This window comes from Bradyrhizobium sp. AZCC 2176, assembly GCF_036924645.1.
GTDB lineage: Bacteria > Pseudomonadota > Alphaproteobacteria > Rhizobiales > Xanthobacteraceae > Bradyrhizobium.
Window position 1 is genome coordinate 1,122,466 of the sequence record NZ_JAZHRX010000001.1, and the last position, 15,575, is coordinate 1,138,040.

At 62.6% G+C, this 15,575-nt stretch carries 16 protein-coding genes and 1 tRNA gene; 7 read left to right on the plus strand and 10 right to left on the minus strand.

The genetic code is table 11. The features are described 5' to 3' along the window. The first annotated feature begins 18 nt into the window (after window positions 1–18). The 3 genes from V1288_RS04965 (at window position 19) to V1288_RS04975 (ending at window position 2,483) form a co-directional block, all read left to right on the plus strand. Complete coding sequence (locus tag V1288_RS04965) at window positions 19–1,287, plus strand: hypothetical protein (RefSeq protein WP_334356014.1); 1,269 nt, start codon at window positions 19–21, stop codon at window positions 1,285–1,287. A 116-nt stretch (window positions 1,288–1,403) separates the two neighbouring features. Then, window positions 1,404–1,478, plus strand: a tRNA-Val gene (locus tag V1288_RS04970). 306 nt (window positions 1,479–1,784) lie between these two features. Further along, window positions 1,785–2,483, plus strand: coding sequence for a Crp/Fnr family transcriptional regulator (locus tag V1288_RS04975; protein ID WP_334356015.1), 699 nt, complete (start codon window positions 1,785–1,787; stop codon window positions 2,481–2,483). Between the two features lie 203 nt (window positions 2,484–2,686). Here the strand turns inward: V1288_RS04975 and V1288_RS04980 are convergent, their stop codons facing one another. From V1288_RS04980 to V1288_RS05010, 7 genes are all read right to left on the minus strand, one after another. Continuing rightward, on the minus strand, window positions 2,687–2,851 hold the full coding sequence (locus V1288_RS04980; protein ID WP_334356016.1) for a hypothetical protein: 165 nt from the start codon (window positions 2,849–2,851) through the stop codon (window positions 2,687–2,689). Further along, entirely contained in the window at window positions 2,848–3,231 is a 384-nt protein-coding gene (locus V1288_RS04985) for a response regulator (RefSeq protein ID WP_334356017.1), read from the minus strand. Before V1288_RS04985 ends, V1288_RS04980 begins: the two co-directional genes overlap by 4 nt. Window positions 3,232–3,445: 214 nt before the next feature. Continuing rightward, entirely contained in the window at window positions 3,446–3,589 is a 144-nt protein-coding gene (locus V1288_RS04990; protein ID WP_334361475.1) for a hypothetical protein, read from the minus strand. A gap of 101 nt (window positions 3,590–3,690) precedes the next feature. Further along, on the minus strand, window positions 3,691–3,870 hold the full coding sequence (locus V1288_RS04995) for a hypothetical protein (protein ID WP_141686714.1): 180 nt from the start codon (window positions 3,868–3,870) through the stop codon (window positions 3,691–3,693). A 133-nt stretch (window positions 3,871–4,003) separates the two neighbouring features. After that, on the minus strand, window positions 4,004–5,326 hold the full coding sequence (locus tag V1288_RS05000; protein WP_334356018.1) for a M20/M25/M40 family metallo-hydrolase: 1,323 nt from the start codon (window positions 5,324–5,326) through the stop codon (window positions 4,004–4,006). A gap of 22 nt (window positions 5,327–5,348) precedes the next feature. After that, window positions 5,349–5,864, minus strand: a complete 516-nt coding sequence (locus V1288_RS05005; protein WP_334356019.1) for a hypothetical protein — start codon at window positions 5,862–5,864, stop codon at window positions 5,349–5,351. Window positions 5,865–5,982: 118 nt separating this feature from the next. Continuing rightward, window positions 5,983–7,530, minus strand: coding sequence for an acetolactate synthase large subunit (locus V1288_RS05010; RefSeq protein ID WP_334356020.1), 1,548 nt, complete (start codon window positions 7,528–7,530; stop codon window positions 5,983–5,985). A gap of 227 nt (window positions 7,531–7,757) precedes the next feature. Here V1288_RS05010 and V1288_RS05015 point away from each other — a divergent pair, with 227 nt between their 5' ends. The 3 genes from V1288_RS05015 (at window position 7,758) to V1288_RS05025 (ending at window position 10,428) form a co-directional block, all read left to right on the plus strand. Next, window positions 7,758–8,351, plus strand: coding sequence for a L,D-transpeptidase (locus V1288_RS05015; RefSeq protein ID WP_334356021.1), 594 nt, complete (start codon window positions 7,758–7,760; stop codon window positions 8,349–8,351). A 98-nt stretch (window positions 8,352–8,449) separates the two neighbouring features. Then, window positions 8,450–9,259 carry a DUF2927 domain-containing protein gene (locus V1288_RS05020; protein ID WP_334356022.1) on the plus strand — a complete coding sequence of 270 codons (810 nt, stop codon included), beginning with the start codon at window positions 8,450–8,452 and terminating at the stop codon, window positions 9,257–9,259. 170 nt (window positions 9,260–9,429) lie between these two features. Next, on the plus strand, window positions 9,430–10,428 hold the full coding sequence (locus V1288_RS05025) for a LysR family transcriptional regulator (RefSeq protein ID WP_334356023.1): 999 nt from the start codon (window positions 9,430–9,432) through the stop codon (window positions 10,426–10,428). Between the two features lie 9 nt (window positions 10,429–10,437). Here the strand turns inward: V1288_RS05025 and V1288_RS05030 are convergent, their stop codons facing one another. The 3 genes from V1288_RS05030 to V1288_RS05040 form a co-directional block, all read right to left on the minus strand. Next, window positions 10,438–11,616 carry a M48 family metallopeptidase gene (locus tag V1288_RS05030; RefSeq protein WP_334361194.1) on the minus strand — a complete coding sequence of 393 codons (1,179 nt, stop codon included), beginning with the start codon at window positions 11,614–11,616 and terminating at the stop codon, window positions 10,438–10,440. Window positions 11,617–11,634: 18 nt separating this feature from the next. Continuing rightward, the gene (locus tag V1288_RS05035; RefSeq protein WP_334356024.1) at window positions 11,635–12,783 is read right to left on the minus strand and encodes a DUF898 family protein; all 1,149 of its coding nucleotides are present in this window, start codon (window positions 12,781–12,783) and stop codon (window positions 11,635–11,637) included. A gap of 89 nt (window positions 12,784–12,872) precedes the next feature. Continuing rightward, on the minus strand, window positions 12,873–14,045 hold the full coding sequence (locus V1288_RS05040; RefSeq protein WP_334356025.1) for an isovaleryl-CoA dehydrogenase: 1,173 nt from the start codon (window positions 14,043–14,045) through the stop codon (window positions 12,873–12,875). Between the two features lie 224 nt (window positions 14,046–14,269). Here V1288_RS05040 and V1288_RS05045 point away from each other — a divergent pair, with 224 nt between their 5' ends. Next, window positions 14,270–15,541 (plus strand): cytochrome P450, encoded by a 1,272-nt coding sequence (locus V1288_RS05045; protein ID WP_334356026.1) that lies wholly within the window; start codon window positions 14,270–14,272, stop codon window positions 15,539–15,541. Window positions 15,542–15,575: the final 34 nt, after the last annotated feature.

The following is a 15,575-nucleotide window of genomic DNA, read 5'->3' on the forward strand; positions in this document are numbered from 1 at the left end:
TGTGCGGAGTGACCATCCATGATCGAACCGATCATGTATCTGGCGATCGGTTTTCTGGTCTCCATGCTGTTCGGTCTGATGATCGTGCCGCTGGTGCATAACCGTGCGGTGCGGCTGACGACGCGGCGGCTCGAGGCGGCAACCCCGCTGTCGATGGCCGAGATCCAGGCCGACAAGGATCAGTTGCGCGCGGAATTCGCCATGTCGGCGCGGCGGCTCGAAATGAGCGTCGAGCAGCTCAAGAACAAGACCACCAGCCAGCTCGCCGAACTCGGCAAGAAGAGCGACGCGATCAACCGCATGAAGATCGAGCTCGGCGAAAAGAACGCCACGATCTTCTCGCTCGAAGCACGCGAGAAGGCGATGAAAGAGCAGTTGCGCGCCACCGAAGAGGAATTCGCGGCCAAGACCGAACTGTTGCGTAACGCCGAAGCGGCGCTGACCGACAAGCAGGGCGAGCTCGCCAGGATCAATCACGAATTGAACGACCGTTCGATGACGGCGGACAGCCGCCAGGTCGAACTGGTCGCGGTGCGCACGCAGATCGAGCAACTGAGAGGCCGCGTCGGCGACGCCGAAAAGGAATTTTCGGCGACGCAGGCCCGCCTCGCCCAAGAGCGCGCCGACTCCGAGCACGCGACACGCGAACTGACCGAAGCGCGCAGCCGCGTCGAAAATTTGAGCCAGCGCGTCACCGATCTCGACCGGCAATTGATCGTCCAGGTCAAGGAAGCCGAGATGCTCGGCACCCGCGTCAGCGACCTCGAAACGCGGCTGGCGACGCAAGGCAAGATCCTTGCCGAACGCGAATACGAAAACAACCAGCTCCGGCAGGCGAACGAAAATGCCGAACGCGCCGCGCGCGAACTGCGCGAGGAGATCGCGGCGATGAGCGGCGGCAAGTCGCCGGTCGTCGAGAAATTGCGCAGCGAGAAGGCCGCGGTCGAGGAGCAGCTTCGTGTCGCCCGCGACGAGCGCGCAAAACTGCAGCGTGACATCAACGCGATGCAGCAGCAGGCTGAAAGCTCCTGGGCGACCGAGCGGATGGAAAACGCGCTGCTGCGCGAGCGCATCAACGACATCGCCGCCGAAGTGGCAAAACTCGCCATGCAGCTCGAAGGTCCGAATTCGGCGATCGAAGCGATGCTGGCGGCGGAACCAACCCCGGCCAAGCCTGCCAACGACGTCGCAGGTACCGCAGCCGTCTCGGAAGGCGGCGGGACGCTCGCCGAGCGCATCCGCGCGCTGCAATCCCACGCTTCCCGCGCCCGCCAGCAGGGGGCGTAATTCCCCCGACCTCTCGTGAAAACGCGACGTCACGGCCCGACTGATCGCTTGACACTATAGGCCCGTACTTCGTAAATCGCGGGCTCTGACGGGGCTTGTTGTTCGCCCAAAATCCCGGACGCATAGCTCAGCGGGAGAGCGTTCCCTTCACACGGGAGAGGTCCAAGGTTCGATCCCTTGTGCGTCCACCATTCAAAGCCCCGCCGTGCCGGGGCTTTTGCATTTTTGGGCCGGATCTCATTCGGCAATGTCGGCAGGAACGGGCAGAACGAAGCGGCAACAGGTGGGGAAAGTCCCGGGGGCTTGCCGCGCCATGTTCCGGGATTAAGCTGTTTGCTTGAACGCGAGAAGAGCCTCAGCAGGCAGCGCCCCGAGACCTATTATGCGCCCGGTTCAATCCGGCGCACCGGCTTGGAAGCGGCTTCTCGTCGGCTAACGGAAAGAAGGCATGCAAAAGGGAAGAAAGCTGATCCTTGTGGCAAGGCTCAGGAGGCAAGATGAGCCGCTTTATCGCCTCACTGCCGGCAGATGCGCGGGAGCTCCTTGAAAGGGACCTGGAGGTTATCCAGCTTCCAAAAGGCCAACTGCTCTATCGGATTGATGAACCGGTCACGCATGTGTTTTTTCCTCACGGGGGACTGATCTCGCTCGTTGTTATGATGGAGTCAGGTCAAACCGCCGAGGTATCGTTGATCGGCCGTGAAGGACTCGTTTGCTCCGGGATCGTTCTGGACATTCAAGACGCCATCGATCAGGCAACAGTTGAAGTTGGCGCCACTGCGTCCTGCATGACTTCGGAATCATTCATCCGCGCATATCGTTCCAACGAAAAACTGCGCACCATCGTGAACCGGCATCATGCGATGTTCATCGCCGAGGGTCGTCAATCGGCGGCATGCAATGCGATCCATCACGTCAGCCAACGCTTATGCCGTTGGCTGGCGAACGCTCGCGACCAATCTGGCGTAGATGATCTCCAACTTACGCAGGATTTCCTTGCTCGAATGCTGGGAGTTCAACGGACGACGATCAACCAAATCTGCGTCGATCTGAGTCACGAAGGCATCATCGACACCAGCCGCGGCCATATCACGATCTTGCATGTGGAGACTTTGCGGAGCCGGGCATGCGAGTGCTACGGCGTCCTCCGCAAACGCTTCACACGCCTGTTCCCGAACTGGCAGGAGCACGATTAGAGGCTCTCCTCGCAAGACGATCATGCCTCAGCGGAACAATTTACGGAAACGAGACGCCGACGAAAACGCAGGACGGCCGCGCACGAAGTTTCTGCAAGGCACAGGCTGACATGTGCCCGTTGAAGACAACGGCTCAATTTGACCGCATCGCCCAACCGAGTTGTATTGAACAGCAAGCGAGTTGGCAGCGGCCGGCATGCTTTTTATTGCTCGTCGGGCGTCCCGCCGTCGTCTTCGAGCAGGTTCAACGCTGTGTCGATTTGCTGCAGCAAGCGCTCTAGCTCTTCGCGCTCGTTCGGCCCCACATCTTCCTGCATCCGCTCCAGCAGTTGCTGCTTGCGCGCCAGGAGGTTTGCGAGCGTTGTCATGTTCGGGAACCGGCGTTCAGCAACTGCGCGACCGCTGTTACAAGCTGTGCAGGCGCAAACGGCTTCGCCAGAAGGATACTGTTCGGAACGCCGTGTGATGCCCATTCATCTGAAGGCGCGCCGGTCATGTAGATGACGGGACACCCGGGGTTGATTTCCCTGACCTGTCTCGCGACGTCCCAGCCGCTCATCCGACCCTTTAAGCTGACGTCGGTGACAACCGCCTTGTAGTCTTTGGTCCCGCCTTTGAACAAGGTCAGCGCTTCTTCACCCGACGACAAAATATCCGTTTCGAACCCGCCGTCGGTAAGTGCATCCTCCACGACGCCCTGAATTGGGTACTCGTCTTCAATGACGAGAATTAGGGGCAACTCAGACACGCGTTACTCCCCCCAGAACTCAATTGGTCTTGTCGAGAGGGTTAGTTCCGATGCCTGATTTGGTTCCATAGAAATGTTCTAACGGCGGCGTTGCCCTTGAGCCAAGCGACATTCCGGTGTGGTGCCTGCTCGTGATGTTCGGCCTCTTGATCGGGCACAGCGCAGGACCGCGCGTGACCGGCGGCACGCGGGTCGCGCAGAGATAGGGTTTAGATCAGATCCCCAGCAGCCAGATCGCGACGATGGTGCCTAGCGTTGCGAGGCCGCTGATGGTCCATCCGGTTGCGTAGGAAATGTTGTCGTCGTCGCCGGTGCCGCGCATTGCGTCGGGGCCGGTGCTTGCTGACCGCCACTGCATGGCATTGCTCCCGAAAGCCTGCCTGCAGCAATAACGTCGGCCCGGGTTCCCGGTTCCGCTCTATTTAGGGGCCGCCGGAGCGACGGCCCACGATACTGAGATCAGACGAAGGAAAGCCGGCGGGCGTCGGCCGGCGCGATTTCGTTTTCGTCGCCGACGATGATGGTGACTTTCCACCCTTCGCTGGCCCAGACCCGCGCTTTGGCAACCGCCACCAGCATGCTGCTTCGGTCCATCCTGACGGTCTCGTCCTTGCGTTCCGCCACGATCCTGTACGCCATGCCACACCCCCTACGCACATCGAACTACTGGGGAACGATGTTCCGTTACCGCTTTGGCCGCAATGGGCCGACAATTTGTCCAATCGGGGGCATGGTTAACGTCAGGTTAACGCCAGCGGGGGTCTTTTGGCCCCTATTTGGCGGCTTTCCGCACAACAAGCGCCGGTTTGGTGACGCCATCGAGCCCGGTCAGGATCAAAACCGTCAAAAGCGCGTTCTGTGGGCCGTACCAGGCGTTAACGGGCTTGTACCATTCGTTGCGCGAGTGCCAGTTGCCGCCCTCCCCGCCGCCGCCGATGGTGACGGCGGGGATGCCGAGCGACATCGCGACGTTGGAATCGGTGGAGGCACCGCCGAAGGTCGGGCGCGCACGCTTTGTCACAGCCGCAACCGCGTGCTGGGTGGCCTGTACGATCGGCGAATCCATCGCGACGATGCCGGCGGGACGGTCGCCGATCAGCTTGGCCTCCACCGTCATCTTGTCCGACTTCCAGCGCGCGTTTTCATCCGCCACCGCTTCCTTGACCAGTTCGAGCAGCCGCGCCTCGAGCTTGAGCAGCTCGTCGGTCGAGTTCGAGCGCATGTCGACGGCCATCCGCGCTTCGGCGGCGATGGCATTGACCGAGGTGCCGCCGCTGACGGTGCCAACGGTGAACGTGGTCTTGGGATCGGACGGCGGTTGCAATTCGGAGATTTTCGCAATCGCCCGGCCCATGGCATGGGTCGCGCTCGGCAATCCGAACTCCTGGAACGAGTGCCCGCCGGGGCCCTTGAAGGTGAACTCGTAGCGATGGCTGCCGGTCGCCTGGTTGACAACGCGCGTAATTCCGAGCCCGTCGATCGAGATGAAGCCGTCGATATCGGTGTGATCGCGGAACAGCGCCTTCACGCCGCGGAGATTGCCAAGCTCTTCCTCGCCGACCGTGCCGACGAACAGGATATCGCCTGTGGTCGCGATCTGGCTTTCGTTCATGACCTTGATCAGCGACAGCATCGCCGCAAGCCCGCGCGAATCGTCGCCGATGCCGGGCGCGACAATGGCGCCGTCCTTCTCCTTCACGGTAACGTCGGTGCCGTCGGGAAACACTGTGTCGAGATGCGCCGACACGACGAGCTTGGGCCGGCCGCCACCACTGCCCTTGCGCAGCGCGATCACATTGCCTTCGCCGTCGATGGCTGCATCCTTGAAGCCGAGCTCCTGCATCCGCTTCTGATAATATTCGGCGCGGACTTTTTCCTTGAACGGCGGCGCCGGGATTTCGGTGATGCGCTTCTGCTCGGCAAAGCTCCGCTCGTCGTCGGCCTTGATGTCGTCGAGCGTCTTGACGATTTTGGGATGGGCGAGAATGGCTTCCAGGTCAGGCGCGGGAGCCGCCTGCGCCAGAGCCCGCTGCACCAGCGCATGCTGCGCGACGGCGACAAAAGCAATGGCCAGGATCGATCGCGTGAGTGTCATCAAAAATCTCCGTATCCCATGCCTATCGCGCGCTTAATCCCGCATCCTTCAGCCGCCCCGCAAACCAGGCGGACAGGGCGTGGTCGAGAACGCCGCTGGTATAGACTTCCGTTACCGTGACCTGCTTCTTGTCCAGCGTCAGCAGCACACCGATCCAGTAGGCGAACCACAAATGCGGATCGGTCAGCGCGCGCAGCTTGTGCTGGTCATGCTCGAGCGGCTGGTGATTGGTAGATTTCCGTACCTCGACCGCGAGCAGATTGTTGGGAATGGCGCGCTGGTGCACCACGATGTCGGGGTAGATTGATTTGGCGAGATGATCGTCGCTGGAGACGGTCGTTCCGCGCGGCAGCCGCAGCGTCCGATCGCCCAGCCGGTCAAACTCGCAGTCGATTTCCCAGCCCGGGAACTGCTTTTCGAAATGCACCGCCAGCCGGTGCGTCAGCGCGCGCTCGCCGGCCTCCTTTTCGAGCAGAAAGGCCTCGTGCGCATAGAACTCGTGAAGTGCGGTGACGACCTTGGTCAGTTCGGTCTGCATGACGCCTCCCACGAAGGCTGGAGCAAGATCCGGAAAAGTGGCCACCGGTTTTCCCTCAGGACAAAACGCAGAGCGTTTTGCCCGGAGATCATGCTCAAATCAAAAACATAGCGCCGCCCTACATCTGCACTTCGATCAGCCGCGGTCCCGGTTCGGCAATGGCTTCCGCCAGCGTCTTGACGAAATCGTCGACATTGTCGACCGCGCGGCCGGGCACGCCCATGCCTTTGGCGAGGGCGACGAAGTCGACGGTCGGGCGGTCGATCTTGAGCATGTCGAGCGCGCGCTGGCCCGGCTCGCCGGCGCCGACGCCGTCGAACTCACCACGCAATATCTGGTAGATTCGATTGGCAAAAACAATCGTGACGACGTTGAGGCCTTCGCGCGCCTGCGTCCACAGCGATTGCAGCGTGTACATCGCGCTGCCGTCGCCGACCATGCAGATCACCTTGCGGTCCGGGCATGCCACCGCAGCACCGGTCGCGACCGGCGTCGAGAAGCCGATCGAGCCGCCCATGTTCTGCAGCCAGTCGTGCGGGGCGGCGGCCGCCGTCGGCGGAAAGAAACCGCGGCCGGTGGTGATGGATTCATCGACCACGATAGCGTTTTCCGGGATCGCCATCGCGATCGCCTGCGCGATCGAGGCATGCGTCAACGCGCCCGTCGGTTTGGCGAGCTCGACCAGCTTCTGCGGCTGCCGGTCGGCCGGCTGCGCGTGCAGCGCACCTGCCAGTGCCTCCAGCGCGGCGACGGAATTTTCGGCGCCCGAGGTCATGCGGTGCACCTCGCAGCCTTGCGGCTTCAGCATGCTCGGCTTGTTCGGATAGGCGAAGAACGCCACGGGGTCGTTGGCCTCGACCAGCACGATGTTCTTGAAATCCTTCAGGATCGGCAGCGCCTGCTCGATCACGTAAGGGATGCGGTCGATCGCGAAGCGGCCCTTGCCGCGCGCCATCCGCGGGTTGTACGTCTGGCCCATCACCTTGCAGCCGGTCTTGCCGGCGATCTGGGCGGCCAGCGCCAGACCGTGCTCGGTCAGCGCGCTGCCGGTCATCAGCAGCAGCGTCGACGCCCCACCGTTGCGCAGCACCTTGGCGGCATGGTCCACGGCCTGCGCGGAATAATTGGCGCGCTGGCTTTCCGCAGGCATCGGCGCAATGCCGTCGGCCTCGTTCCAGGCGGTATCGGCGGGCAGGATCAGCGTTGCGATCTGCGCCGGCGCGCTTTTGGCCGCGGCAATCGCGGCGGCGCCGTCGGCGGAAACGGATTTCGCATCCGGCGAGGTCCGTACCCAGGACGACATCGGCCGCGCCAGGCCTTCAATGTCTGATGTCAGCGGGGCGTTGTAGCCGATGTGGTAGGTCGCGTGCTGGCCGACGATGTTGACGATGCCGGAATTCGCCTTCTTGGCGTTGTGCAGGTTGGCCAGGCCGTTGGCGAGGCCGGGGCCGAGATGCAGCAGCGTCGACGCCGGCGTGCCCTTCATGCGGTAATAGCCGTCGGCGGCGCCCGTCACCACGCCCTCGAACAGGCCGAGCACGCAGCGCATCCCCTCGACCCGATCCAGCGCGGCGACGAAATGCATCTCCGAGGTGCCGGGATTGGTAAAGCAGACGTTCACGCCGCCTGCGACCAATGTCCGCACCAGACTTTCCGCACCGTTCATCGTCTCATTCCCCTTCGCGACGTTTTCGTGAGCTGCTCACGATCAATCATTCTTCACACGTTTCGTCAAAGGTTTAGCCGCACAATGCAGCCATCGCTTAGGGCATGTTGCCTTTTTTAACCGCCGCGTTTGAAAATGGCTGTGGTCACATGCTCGTTGCTTGCAGGATCGCCGCAATTATGGCCTGTGTCCTTTTCATATTCAGATTTTTTCGCGAGGAAGAAAGAATGATCCGCGCTTTTGCTTTCCTGCTTGCGGCGCTCACCATGCTGGCAGGGGCCGGCCGGGCACAGGCCCAACTTTTCATTTTTGAGGACTCGCGCGACATCATGGGCGGCGGCCCCGGTTTCTTCCGACCCGGCATGCCCAGCGGATCGAGCCCGATCCCGCGCACCACCGTGAGCTTTGCCGGCGGTTACCCGCCCGGCACGATCTACATCAACACCGCCGAGCGCCGGCTCTATCTCGTGCTCGGTAATGGCCAGGCGATCCGCTACGGCATCGGCGTCGGCCGCGACGGCTTCCGCTGGAGTGGAACCCACCGCATTTCCGCGAAGAGGGAATGGCCGAGCTGGACGCCGCCGTCCCAGATGCTGCGGCGGCGGCCCGACCTGCCGCGCCACATGGCGGGCGGCATCGACAATCCGCTCGGCGCGCGGGCGATGTATCTGGGATCGACGCTCTACCGCATCCACGGCTCCAACGAGCCCGAGACGATCGGACAGGCGGTATCGTCCGGATGCTTCCGCATGACCAATGAGGACGTGACCGATCTCTATAGCCGCGTGTCCGTCGGCACCCCGGTCATCGTCAAGAACTAGGCTGCCATCGTCCCGGAACTGGGGGCGACTATACGCAAGCGCGTGATCGAGGCTTTCAACCCTTGCACGCACGCGCTGATTGCTGCAGCGTCGTTTGAATGCGCACGCCCCGCCGATCCCTGTATCCATGGACGCTCGCGGCGGTCCTCTGCGCCGTTGCGCTCGGCGAAATCTTGCTGCCATGCACGGCATCTGCGGACATTCCCGCCATCGCGCAGCGCCAGCGCACCGAGAAAAAAGTCTTCACCGACGGCGAGATCGTCGAAGGCTTTCTCAAGATCGCGTTCGGCGCCGAATATCACCTCGCCGGCCGCGTCGACCGCATCCGCAAATACGACGGGCCGGTGCGGGTGTTTGCCGACGGCAACCGGGCCGACCGCAAGGCACAGCTTGCGAAAATCGTGGCCGACATTGCCGCGCGCGTCCAGCATCTCGACATCGCCATGGCAGAAGGCCTCGAAGACGCCAACGTGCAGGTCAAGCTGGTGCGCGACCGCGATCTGCAGCGCACCATCGCGACCTTCTACGGCAGCGAACGGGCGCGCGAGATTAAATCTTCGCTCGACCCGCAATGCCTGTCGGGCTTTCGCAAGAACGAGAAGTTCGAGATCGAGCATTCCGACGTGATCCTCACCGTCGACAATGGCGACTTCGTCTTTTTCGACTGCGCCTACGAGGAATTGCTGCAATCGCTGGGACCGATCAACGATACGGCGAGCGTGCCCTGGACCATGTTCAACGACAATGTCTCGATGGGATATTTCGACGTCTACGATCAGTATCTCCTGAACCTGCTCTATGATCCCCGGATCAAGCCCGGCATGACCGTGCAGGAGGTCAAGGCGGTGCTGCCGGATGTGATGGCCGACGTGCGTGCCTGGGTGCGCAAGGTCAACAACCTGCCATAAACCCTTCGCAACGCGCCGCGCGCGCCCTTTGCGCCACAGTTGACGGCGCGGCGACGGCGCTATCCACCTTTTTCCAACGACAACGCAGAGTTTTATTGATGAAAGATTGTGACTTCCGGAAGCAAATCCTGTTTAATGAGGTCTATGGGCGCCTCCTATAAGTTTTCCAAATGAACGACCTGCCGCGCATCCAGGCCTTGCGCTGCTTCATCACCGTGGCCCGCGAGGGCACGGTTTCGCGCGCGGCCACCTTGATGCATCTGACCCAGCCTGCCGTCAGCCTGCAATTGAAGGGGCTGGAGGAAAGCACCGGTCTGCAGCTTTTCAACCGTACGCCGGGCGGCTTTACCCTGACCGAAGCGGGCGCCGCCTTGCTGCCGCTGGCGCACCGGACGGTATCGGCCTCGGCGGATTTCAGGACGGCAGCAGATTCATTGCGCGAATCGCTGCGGGCAACGCTGCGCGTCGGCACGATCCTGGATCCCGAATCGATCCGGCTCGGCCCGTTCGTGCGAAGCCTCGCCACGTCCTCGAAGAAGACCGAAGTCTTCCTCCGCTACGGCATGAGCGACGACGTGCTGGCGCAGATCGGCAGGGGCGACCTCGACGTCGGATACTATGTCGATGCCACGCCGCCCGAATGCCTGGTATCGGGGATGCTGCCCGAACGCACCATCGACGATGGAAGGTTCCAGCTCACGGCACTGATGCGCTACGACTACCGCGTGATCGCCCCTCGCGAATGGAGCGACAAGGTGCTGGGAAAGGACTGGGCCGACCTCACCGACCTGCCCTGGATCGCGACGCCGCACGACTCGGCGCATCGGCGGCTGATCGACGACGTGTTCCGGACGCTGGGGCTATTGCCGAAGCGCGTCGCCTTCGCCGATCAGGAAGACGCCATGATCGAGTTCGTCGAATCCGGCAACGGCCTCAGCCTCGCCCGCGATTGCGTGCTCAACCGCATCACGCGCCAACGGAATTTCGTGATTGCCGACAAGCTGGCGCTGACCTGCGACCTCAGTTTCGCCTGCCTGACGTCGCGGCGTCACGAGCCGATCATCTCGCAGGCCTTCTCGGCCATGCAGGCGGTATGGGACCTAAAGGCGGGCGGCGCAGCGCCTGCGCCGATCGAAGCGGCAAGATCGCGGAAAAGCGCCCGGAGGTAGCCGACCGGCTCAAATTTTGGCTGGGTCAGACTTGCCCGGCTGAGGCTTGACCGGGTTAGATTTAGCCGGGTTAGATTTGGCCGGGTCAGACTTGCGATCGCAGATCGATTTCAGGGATCGCCATTCCTCTGATGTCAACAGCGGCGGCCCGCCGGCCTGCCGGTCTTCCCGGCTCATCCGCGCCAGCCGTTCCTCGCTCAGGGGATGGGTGGAGATGATGGAGAGGCCCTTGCCCTCCTTTCCAGTGACCCGAAGCAGCAATTCACCGGTCGGCTTCGCCGGCCGGCCGAGCCGGTGCATGACGTCGATGGCGAAACCGTCGGCATTGGTCTCGGCCTCGCGCGAATGGGACGACGTCACCAGCGTGCGCGAGCCGAAGATCAGCGCGCTGGAGCCGGTAATGTCGCCGAACAGCAGTCCGATCAGGAACGACGTGCTGCCGTCGCGGATCAATCCGCGCATGCTGTCGCGATGCTTGAGATGGCCAAGCTCATGGGCCAGCACGCCCGCGATCTCGTCGGCGTTCTCGGCCTTCGCCAGCAAGCCGTCGAACAAATAGACCTTGCCGCCCGGCAGCGCGAAAGCATTGGGAATCGGACTCGACAGCACGCCCGACTGCACCGAGGTGTCGAGGCCGGCGGATTCGCGAATCGCAGTGACCAGCTTGACGAAAGCCTTCTGCCCGGCGGCATTTTCGCAAACCCTGGCATTGAACATCGTCTTGATCTGGCTATCGGCGACGTCGCCGAGCCGCCGTTCGAACGCTTCGGGCACCAGCGGCGTGAGGCGATCGGCGATCAGCGGAAGTCCGAACAGCACCACGGCAACGATCGAAACCGCGGCCGCGAGCGACCAGCCGACGATGACGGCAACGCCGCGGCGGCCGGGCGTGTTTTCATCCAATTTGGCGCAGCGTGAGACCAGTTCGGCCGCAAGCGCGTCATCGCGAACCTCCAGCCGCGCCAGCGCAGGCGCGGTCAGGCAGCCAAGGCGCAGCATGCCCGAAGGGCTGTCGGCGCGGCGGATGTCGTCATAGGCCCATGCCGCCAAAGTCTGTTCGCCTTCGATGATTTCGAGCCGGTCAGAGAAATGCAGCACAACCGCGCGCCGCCGGCTCGACGTCCCGTCGAAAAAGGTCGCCGCATTGGCCGGCGGCGTTTTCGAAATCTCCGGCGCGTCGCTATCCATGGTCATCACGCTCTGCCGCTAGAATCCGCCGACGTCGAGACCGTCGGCAAACCCCTCGCCGAGCGCGTTGGCCAGATCGCCCCGCGCGGCGACGTTGGCGGCGGCCTCGATACCGCTGATATTGACCGAGCCCAGCACGGTCACCCAGAGATCGCGCGTCAGGTAGACCCGGATCACCACGTTGAGCGCCAGCGCCAATACCAGATAGCCGAGACCCGTCAGCACCAGCAGCGGAATGCTCCGCATCAAATCCGGCGTCTTGAAAAACTCCGTCAAGCCCGCGCCGCTCATGCTGGCGACCAGCACCGCGCACAGGGCCAGATACATAGCGAAGACCAGCCCGAGCAGGACCATCCAGCCGATCACTTTCCAGTACAGCCCGATCAAGGCGCTCTTCGGCAACGACGATTCCAGGCGCACGCCACCGAACCGGATGCCGGACAGCCACCACCGCCATTCGATGGCCTTGTAGCCGGCGTAAATGAAGGGGGCGATCGGGCTTATATAGAGGGCGATCGGCGTCAGCAGCCATAGCCACCAGCCGCGCTTGAAGAACTCCCAGCCGCGCCCCTCAAAACTGCCCTGCAGGTCGCCGTAATGGGAATGGCGCATCTTGTAGCGTTCGAGCGCCGCAGCCCGCCATGGTAGGATCAGCCCGACGGTGACAATCATCAGCGGGCCCCACAGCGAGGCCTGCAAGGCATAGATCCAGCCTGAGCCGGTCATCCAGAAGCGCACGCCGCGCCACACCGTTCGCGTCAGGCGGTAGCGCCGCGCGCGGTAGATCGCGAACTGCCCGAACAGATAGAAGAAGGCGATCAGCGGAATACTGGCGAACGCCTGATAGTGCTCGGCCTCGAGACCGATCAGAAAGTAGCCGAGATAGATCGGTACCAGGATCGCGAGCGCGACCAGAAACCCGATCAGCAACTCCTTGCCGCGACCGGTATATTCGGCGGCATCGCCGTCGACCAAGGTGTTGGACCAGAGATGGCGGCGGATGTCGGTGAGGAGCCAGAACCGATAGAAGCCGAGGGTGACGAGTTCCAGCGCGGCGCCGCGCTTGGCCAGATCGAAGAATTCGCCGCGGCCGCCGGAAAACGCCACCGGCATCGGCGGCGGGACGGGCGAAGGCGGCACCTGCGGGGGCCAGCTCATCTCGTTCATGGTTCAACTCCGGCGCGAGGGTGGCGGATCAAACCACAAATTTGGCGGCCGTTGTGTGACCCAAGTCCCACTCTTTGCGCCGATTTTTCTTATGCCGATTTTTCGAACAGCTCCCGCCCGATCAGCATGCGGCGGATTTCGCTGGTGCCGGCGCCGATCTCGTAGAGTTTGGCGTCACGCAGCAATCGCCCGGTCGGGTAGTCGTTGATATAGCCGTTGCCGCCGAGCAACTGGATGGCGTCGAGCGCGCATTGCGTCGCCTTCTCGGCGGCGTAAAGAATGGCGCCCGCCGCGTCCTCGCGCGTGGTCTCGCCACGGTCGCAGGCTTTGGCCACCGCGTAGACATAGGCGCGCGAGGCATTCATCGTCGTGTACATGTCGGCGATCTTGCCTTGCACCAGTTGGAACGTGCCGATCGGCTCGCCGAACTGCTTGCGCTCGTGCACATAGGGCAGCACCACGTCCATGCAGGCCTGCATGATGCCGATCGGCCCCGCCGCCAGCACCGCGCGCTCGTAGTCGAGGCCCGACATCAGCACGTTGACGCCGCGGCCGACTTCGCTGAGCACGTTTTCTTCCGGCACCTCGCAATCCTCGAACAGCAGTTCGCAGGTGTCGGAGCCGCGCATGCCGAGCTTGTCGAGCTTCTGTGCGGTGGAAAATCCCTTCATGCCCTTTTCGATGATGAAGGCGGTCATGCCGCGCGGGCCGGCATTGGCGTCGGTCTTGGCGTAGACCACCAGCGTATCGGCCTCCGGGCCGTTGGTGATCCACATCTTGTTGCCGTTGAGCACAAAGCGGTCGCCCTTCTTGTCGGCGCGGGTCTTCATCGACACCACGTCACTGCCGGCGCCAGGCTCCGACATCGCCAGCGAGCCGACATGTTCGCCCGAGATCAGTTTTGGCAGGTATTTCCGCTTCTGCGCCTCGCTGCCGTTGCGGCGGATCTGGTTGACGCAGAGGTTGGAATGCGCGCCATAGGACAGACCGACCGCCGCCGACGCCCGCGACATTTCCTCGAGCGCGATGCAGTGCTCGAGATAGCCCAAACCCGAGCCGCCATACTCCTCCTCGACGGTGATGCCGTGCAGGCCGAGCGATCCAATTTTGGGCCAGAGATCCCTGGGGAATTGGTTGCTGCGGTCGATTTCGGCGGCGCGCGGCGCGATTTCGTTCTGCGAAAACGCTTGCACCGTCTCGCGGATCGCATCCGCGGTCTCGCCGAGATCGAAGTTGAGCATCCGATGGGCGTTGGGGATCATGGTCGCCTCCCGGCGAATTTAAACGTTGTTTCAAACAGACTTATTCTCCGGGAATGCGCTTGTCACGCGGCGAAATGCGCCCGTTTTCCCCAAGGCCCGGATCGGTGCCGCTGCGGCCAAATGCACCCAACTCGTCCTTGCGCCGGCGTACGGCTAGGGATGTAATAGGGTAAAACATCGTCCCTCCGCATGCTTCGGCAGGGAACAGTCAGGGAGAGCGGCCCATGCACGGAACCATCGACCTCGCCGGAGATTCGCATCAGCACGCCGCGCGCGAAAGGGCTCAGTCGATTCCGCTTGGTGATTTCGACGTCAGCAATCCCGAGCTGTTCACCACGGATTCGTTCTGGCCGTATTTCGACCGGCTGCGCCGGGAAGAGCCGGTGCATTACTGCAAGGACAGCATGTTCGGGCCGTATTGGTCGGTGACCAAATACAACGACATCATGGACATCGAGACCAATCATGCGGTGTTCTCCTCGGCGGCTTCGCTTGGCGGCATCACCATCCGCGACGTCCCGCCGGACCTGCGCCGCGAGAGTTTCATCGCCATGGACCAGCCGCGCCATTCCGCGCAACGCAAGACCGTGGCGCCGATGTTCACGCCGACGCATCTCGATCAGCTCGCGATCAACATCCGCAAGCGTTCGGCGGAATGCCTCGACAATCTGCCTGCCAACGAGGTGTTCGACTGGGTCGACCAGGTCTCGATCGAGCTCACCACGCAGATGCTAGCCGTGCTGTTCGACTTCCCCTGGGAGGACCGCCGCAAGCTGACGCGATGGTCCGATGTTGCGACCACCCTTCCCGGCCCCGGCGGCCTCGTCGCGTCAGAGGAAGAACGCCAGGCCGAGCTGATGGAATGCGCGACCTATTTTGCCAGGCTCTGGAAGGAGCGCATCAGCCAGCCGCCGAAGAGCGACCTGCTGTCGATGATGGCGCATGGCGACGCCACCCGCGACATGGATCCGAAGAATTTTCTCGGCAACCTGATCCTGCTGATCGTCGGCGGCAATGACACCACCCGCAACACGCTGTCGGGCAGCGTCTATGCGCTGAACAAGAATCCGGACCAGTATCGCAAATTGCGCGACAACCCTGAACTGATCGACAGTTTCGTCCCCGAGGTGATCCGCTGGCAGACGCCGCTGGCGCATATGCGCCGCACCGCACTCGCTGACATCGAATTCCGTGGGCGTCAGATCAAGAAGGGCGACAAGGTCGTGATGTGGTACGTCTCCGGCAACCGCGACGAGGACGTGATCGAGCGTCCCTACGACTTCATCATCGACCGCGCCCGCCCCCGCACCCACCTCTCCTTCGGCTTCGGCATCCACCGCTGCGTCGGAATCCGGCTGGCCGAGCTGCAACTCAGGATTATCTGGGAAGAAATCCTCAAGCGGTACGATAATATTGAGGTGGTCGGCGAACCGAAGCGGGTATATTCGAGTTTCGTCAAGGGTTATGAAACCCTGCCGGTCCGCATCGCCGGCTAGCCGCTTTCATCTGAACCCATTCGGGATGATCGAC

Bases quoted from the DNA above. Each gene is read 5' to 3' on its own strand.
- V1288_RS04965 (WP_334356014.1), top strand. From the start codon at position 19: ATGATCGAACCGATCATGTATCTGGCGATCGGTTTTCTGGTCTCCATG.
- V1288_RS04975 (WP_334356015.1), top strand. From the start codon at position 1,785: ATGAGCCGCTTTATCGCCTCACTGCCGGCAGATGCGCGGGAGCTCCTT.
- V1288_RS04980 (WP_334356016.1), bottom strand. From the start codon at position 2,851: ATGACAACGCTCGCAAACCTCCTGGCGCGCAAGCAGCAACTGCTGGAG.
- V1288_RS04990 (WP_334361475.1), bottom strand. From the start codon at position 3,589: ATGCAGTGGCGGTCAGCAAGCACCGGCCCCGACGCAATGCGCGGCACC.
- V1288_RS04995 (WP_141686714.1), bottom strand. From the start codon at position 3,870: ATGGCGTACAGGATCGTGGCGGAACGCAAGGACGAGACCGTCAGGATG.
- V1288_RS05000 (WP_334356018.1), bottom strand. From the start codon at position 5,326: ATGACACTCACGCGATCGATCCTGGCCATTGCTTTTGTCGCCGTCGCG.
- V1288_RS05005 (WP_334356019.1), bottom strand. From the start codon at position 5,864: ATGCAGACCGAACTGACCAAGGTCGTCACCGCACTTCACGAGTTCTAT.
- V1288_RS05010 (WP_334356020.1), bottom strand. From the start codon at position 7,530: ATGAACGGTGCGGAAAGTCTGGTGCGGACATTGGTCGCAGGCGGCGTG.
- V1288_RS05015 (WP_334356021.1), top strand. From the start codon at position 7,758: ATGATCCGCGCTTTTGCTTTCCTGCTTGCGGCGCTCACCATGCTGGCA.
- V1288_RS05020 (WP_334356022.1), top strand. From the start codon at position 8,450: ATGCGCACGCCCCGCCGATCCCTGTATCCATGGACGCTCGCGGCGGTC.
- V1288_RS05025 (WP_334356023.1), top strand. From the start codon at position 9,430: ATGAACGACCTGCCGCGCATCCAGGCCTTGCGCTGCTTCATCACCGTG.
- V1288_RS05030 (WP_334361194.1), bottom strand. From the start codon at position 11,616: ATGGATAGCGACGCGCCGGAGATTTCGAAAACGCCGCCGGCCAATGCG.
- V1288_RS05035 (WP_334356024.1), bottom strand. From the start codon at position 12,783: ATGAACGAGATGAGCTGGCCCCCGCAGGTGCCGCCTTCGCCCGTCCCG.
- V1288_RS05040 (WP_334356025.1), bottom strand. From the start codon at position 14,045: ATGATCCCCAACGCCCATCGGATGCTCAACTTCGATCTCGGCGAGACC.
- V1288_RS05045 (WP_334356026.1), top strand. From the start codon at position 14,270: ATGCACGGAACCATCGACCTCGCCGGAGATTCGCATCAGCACGCCGCG.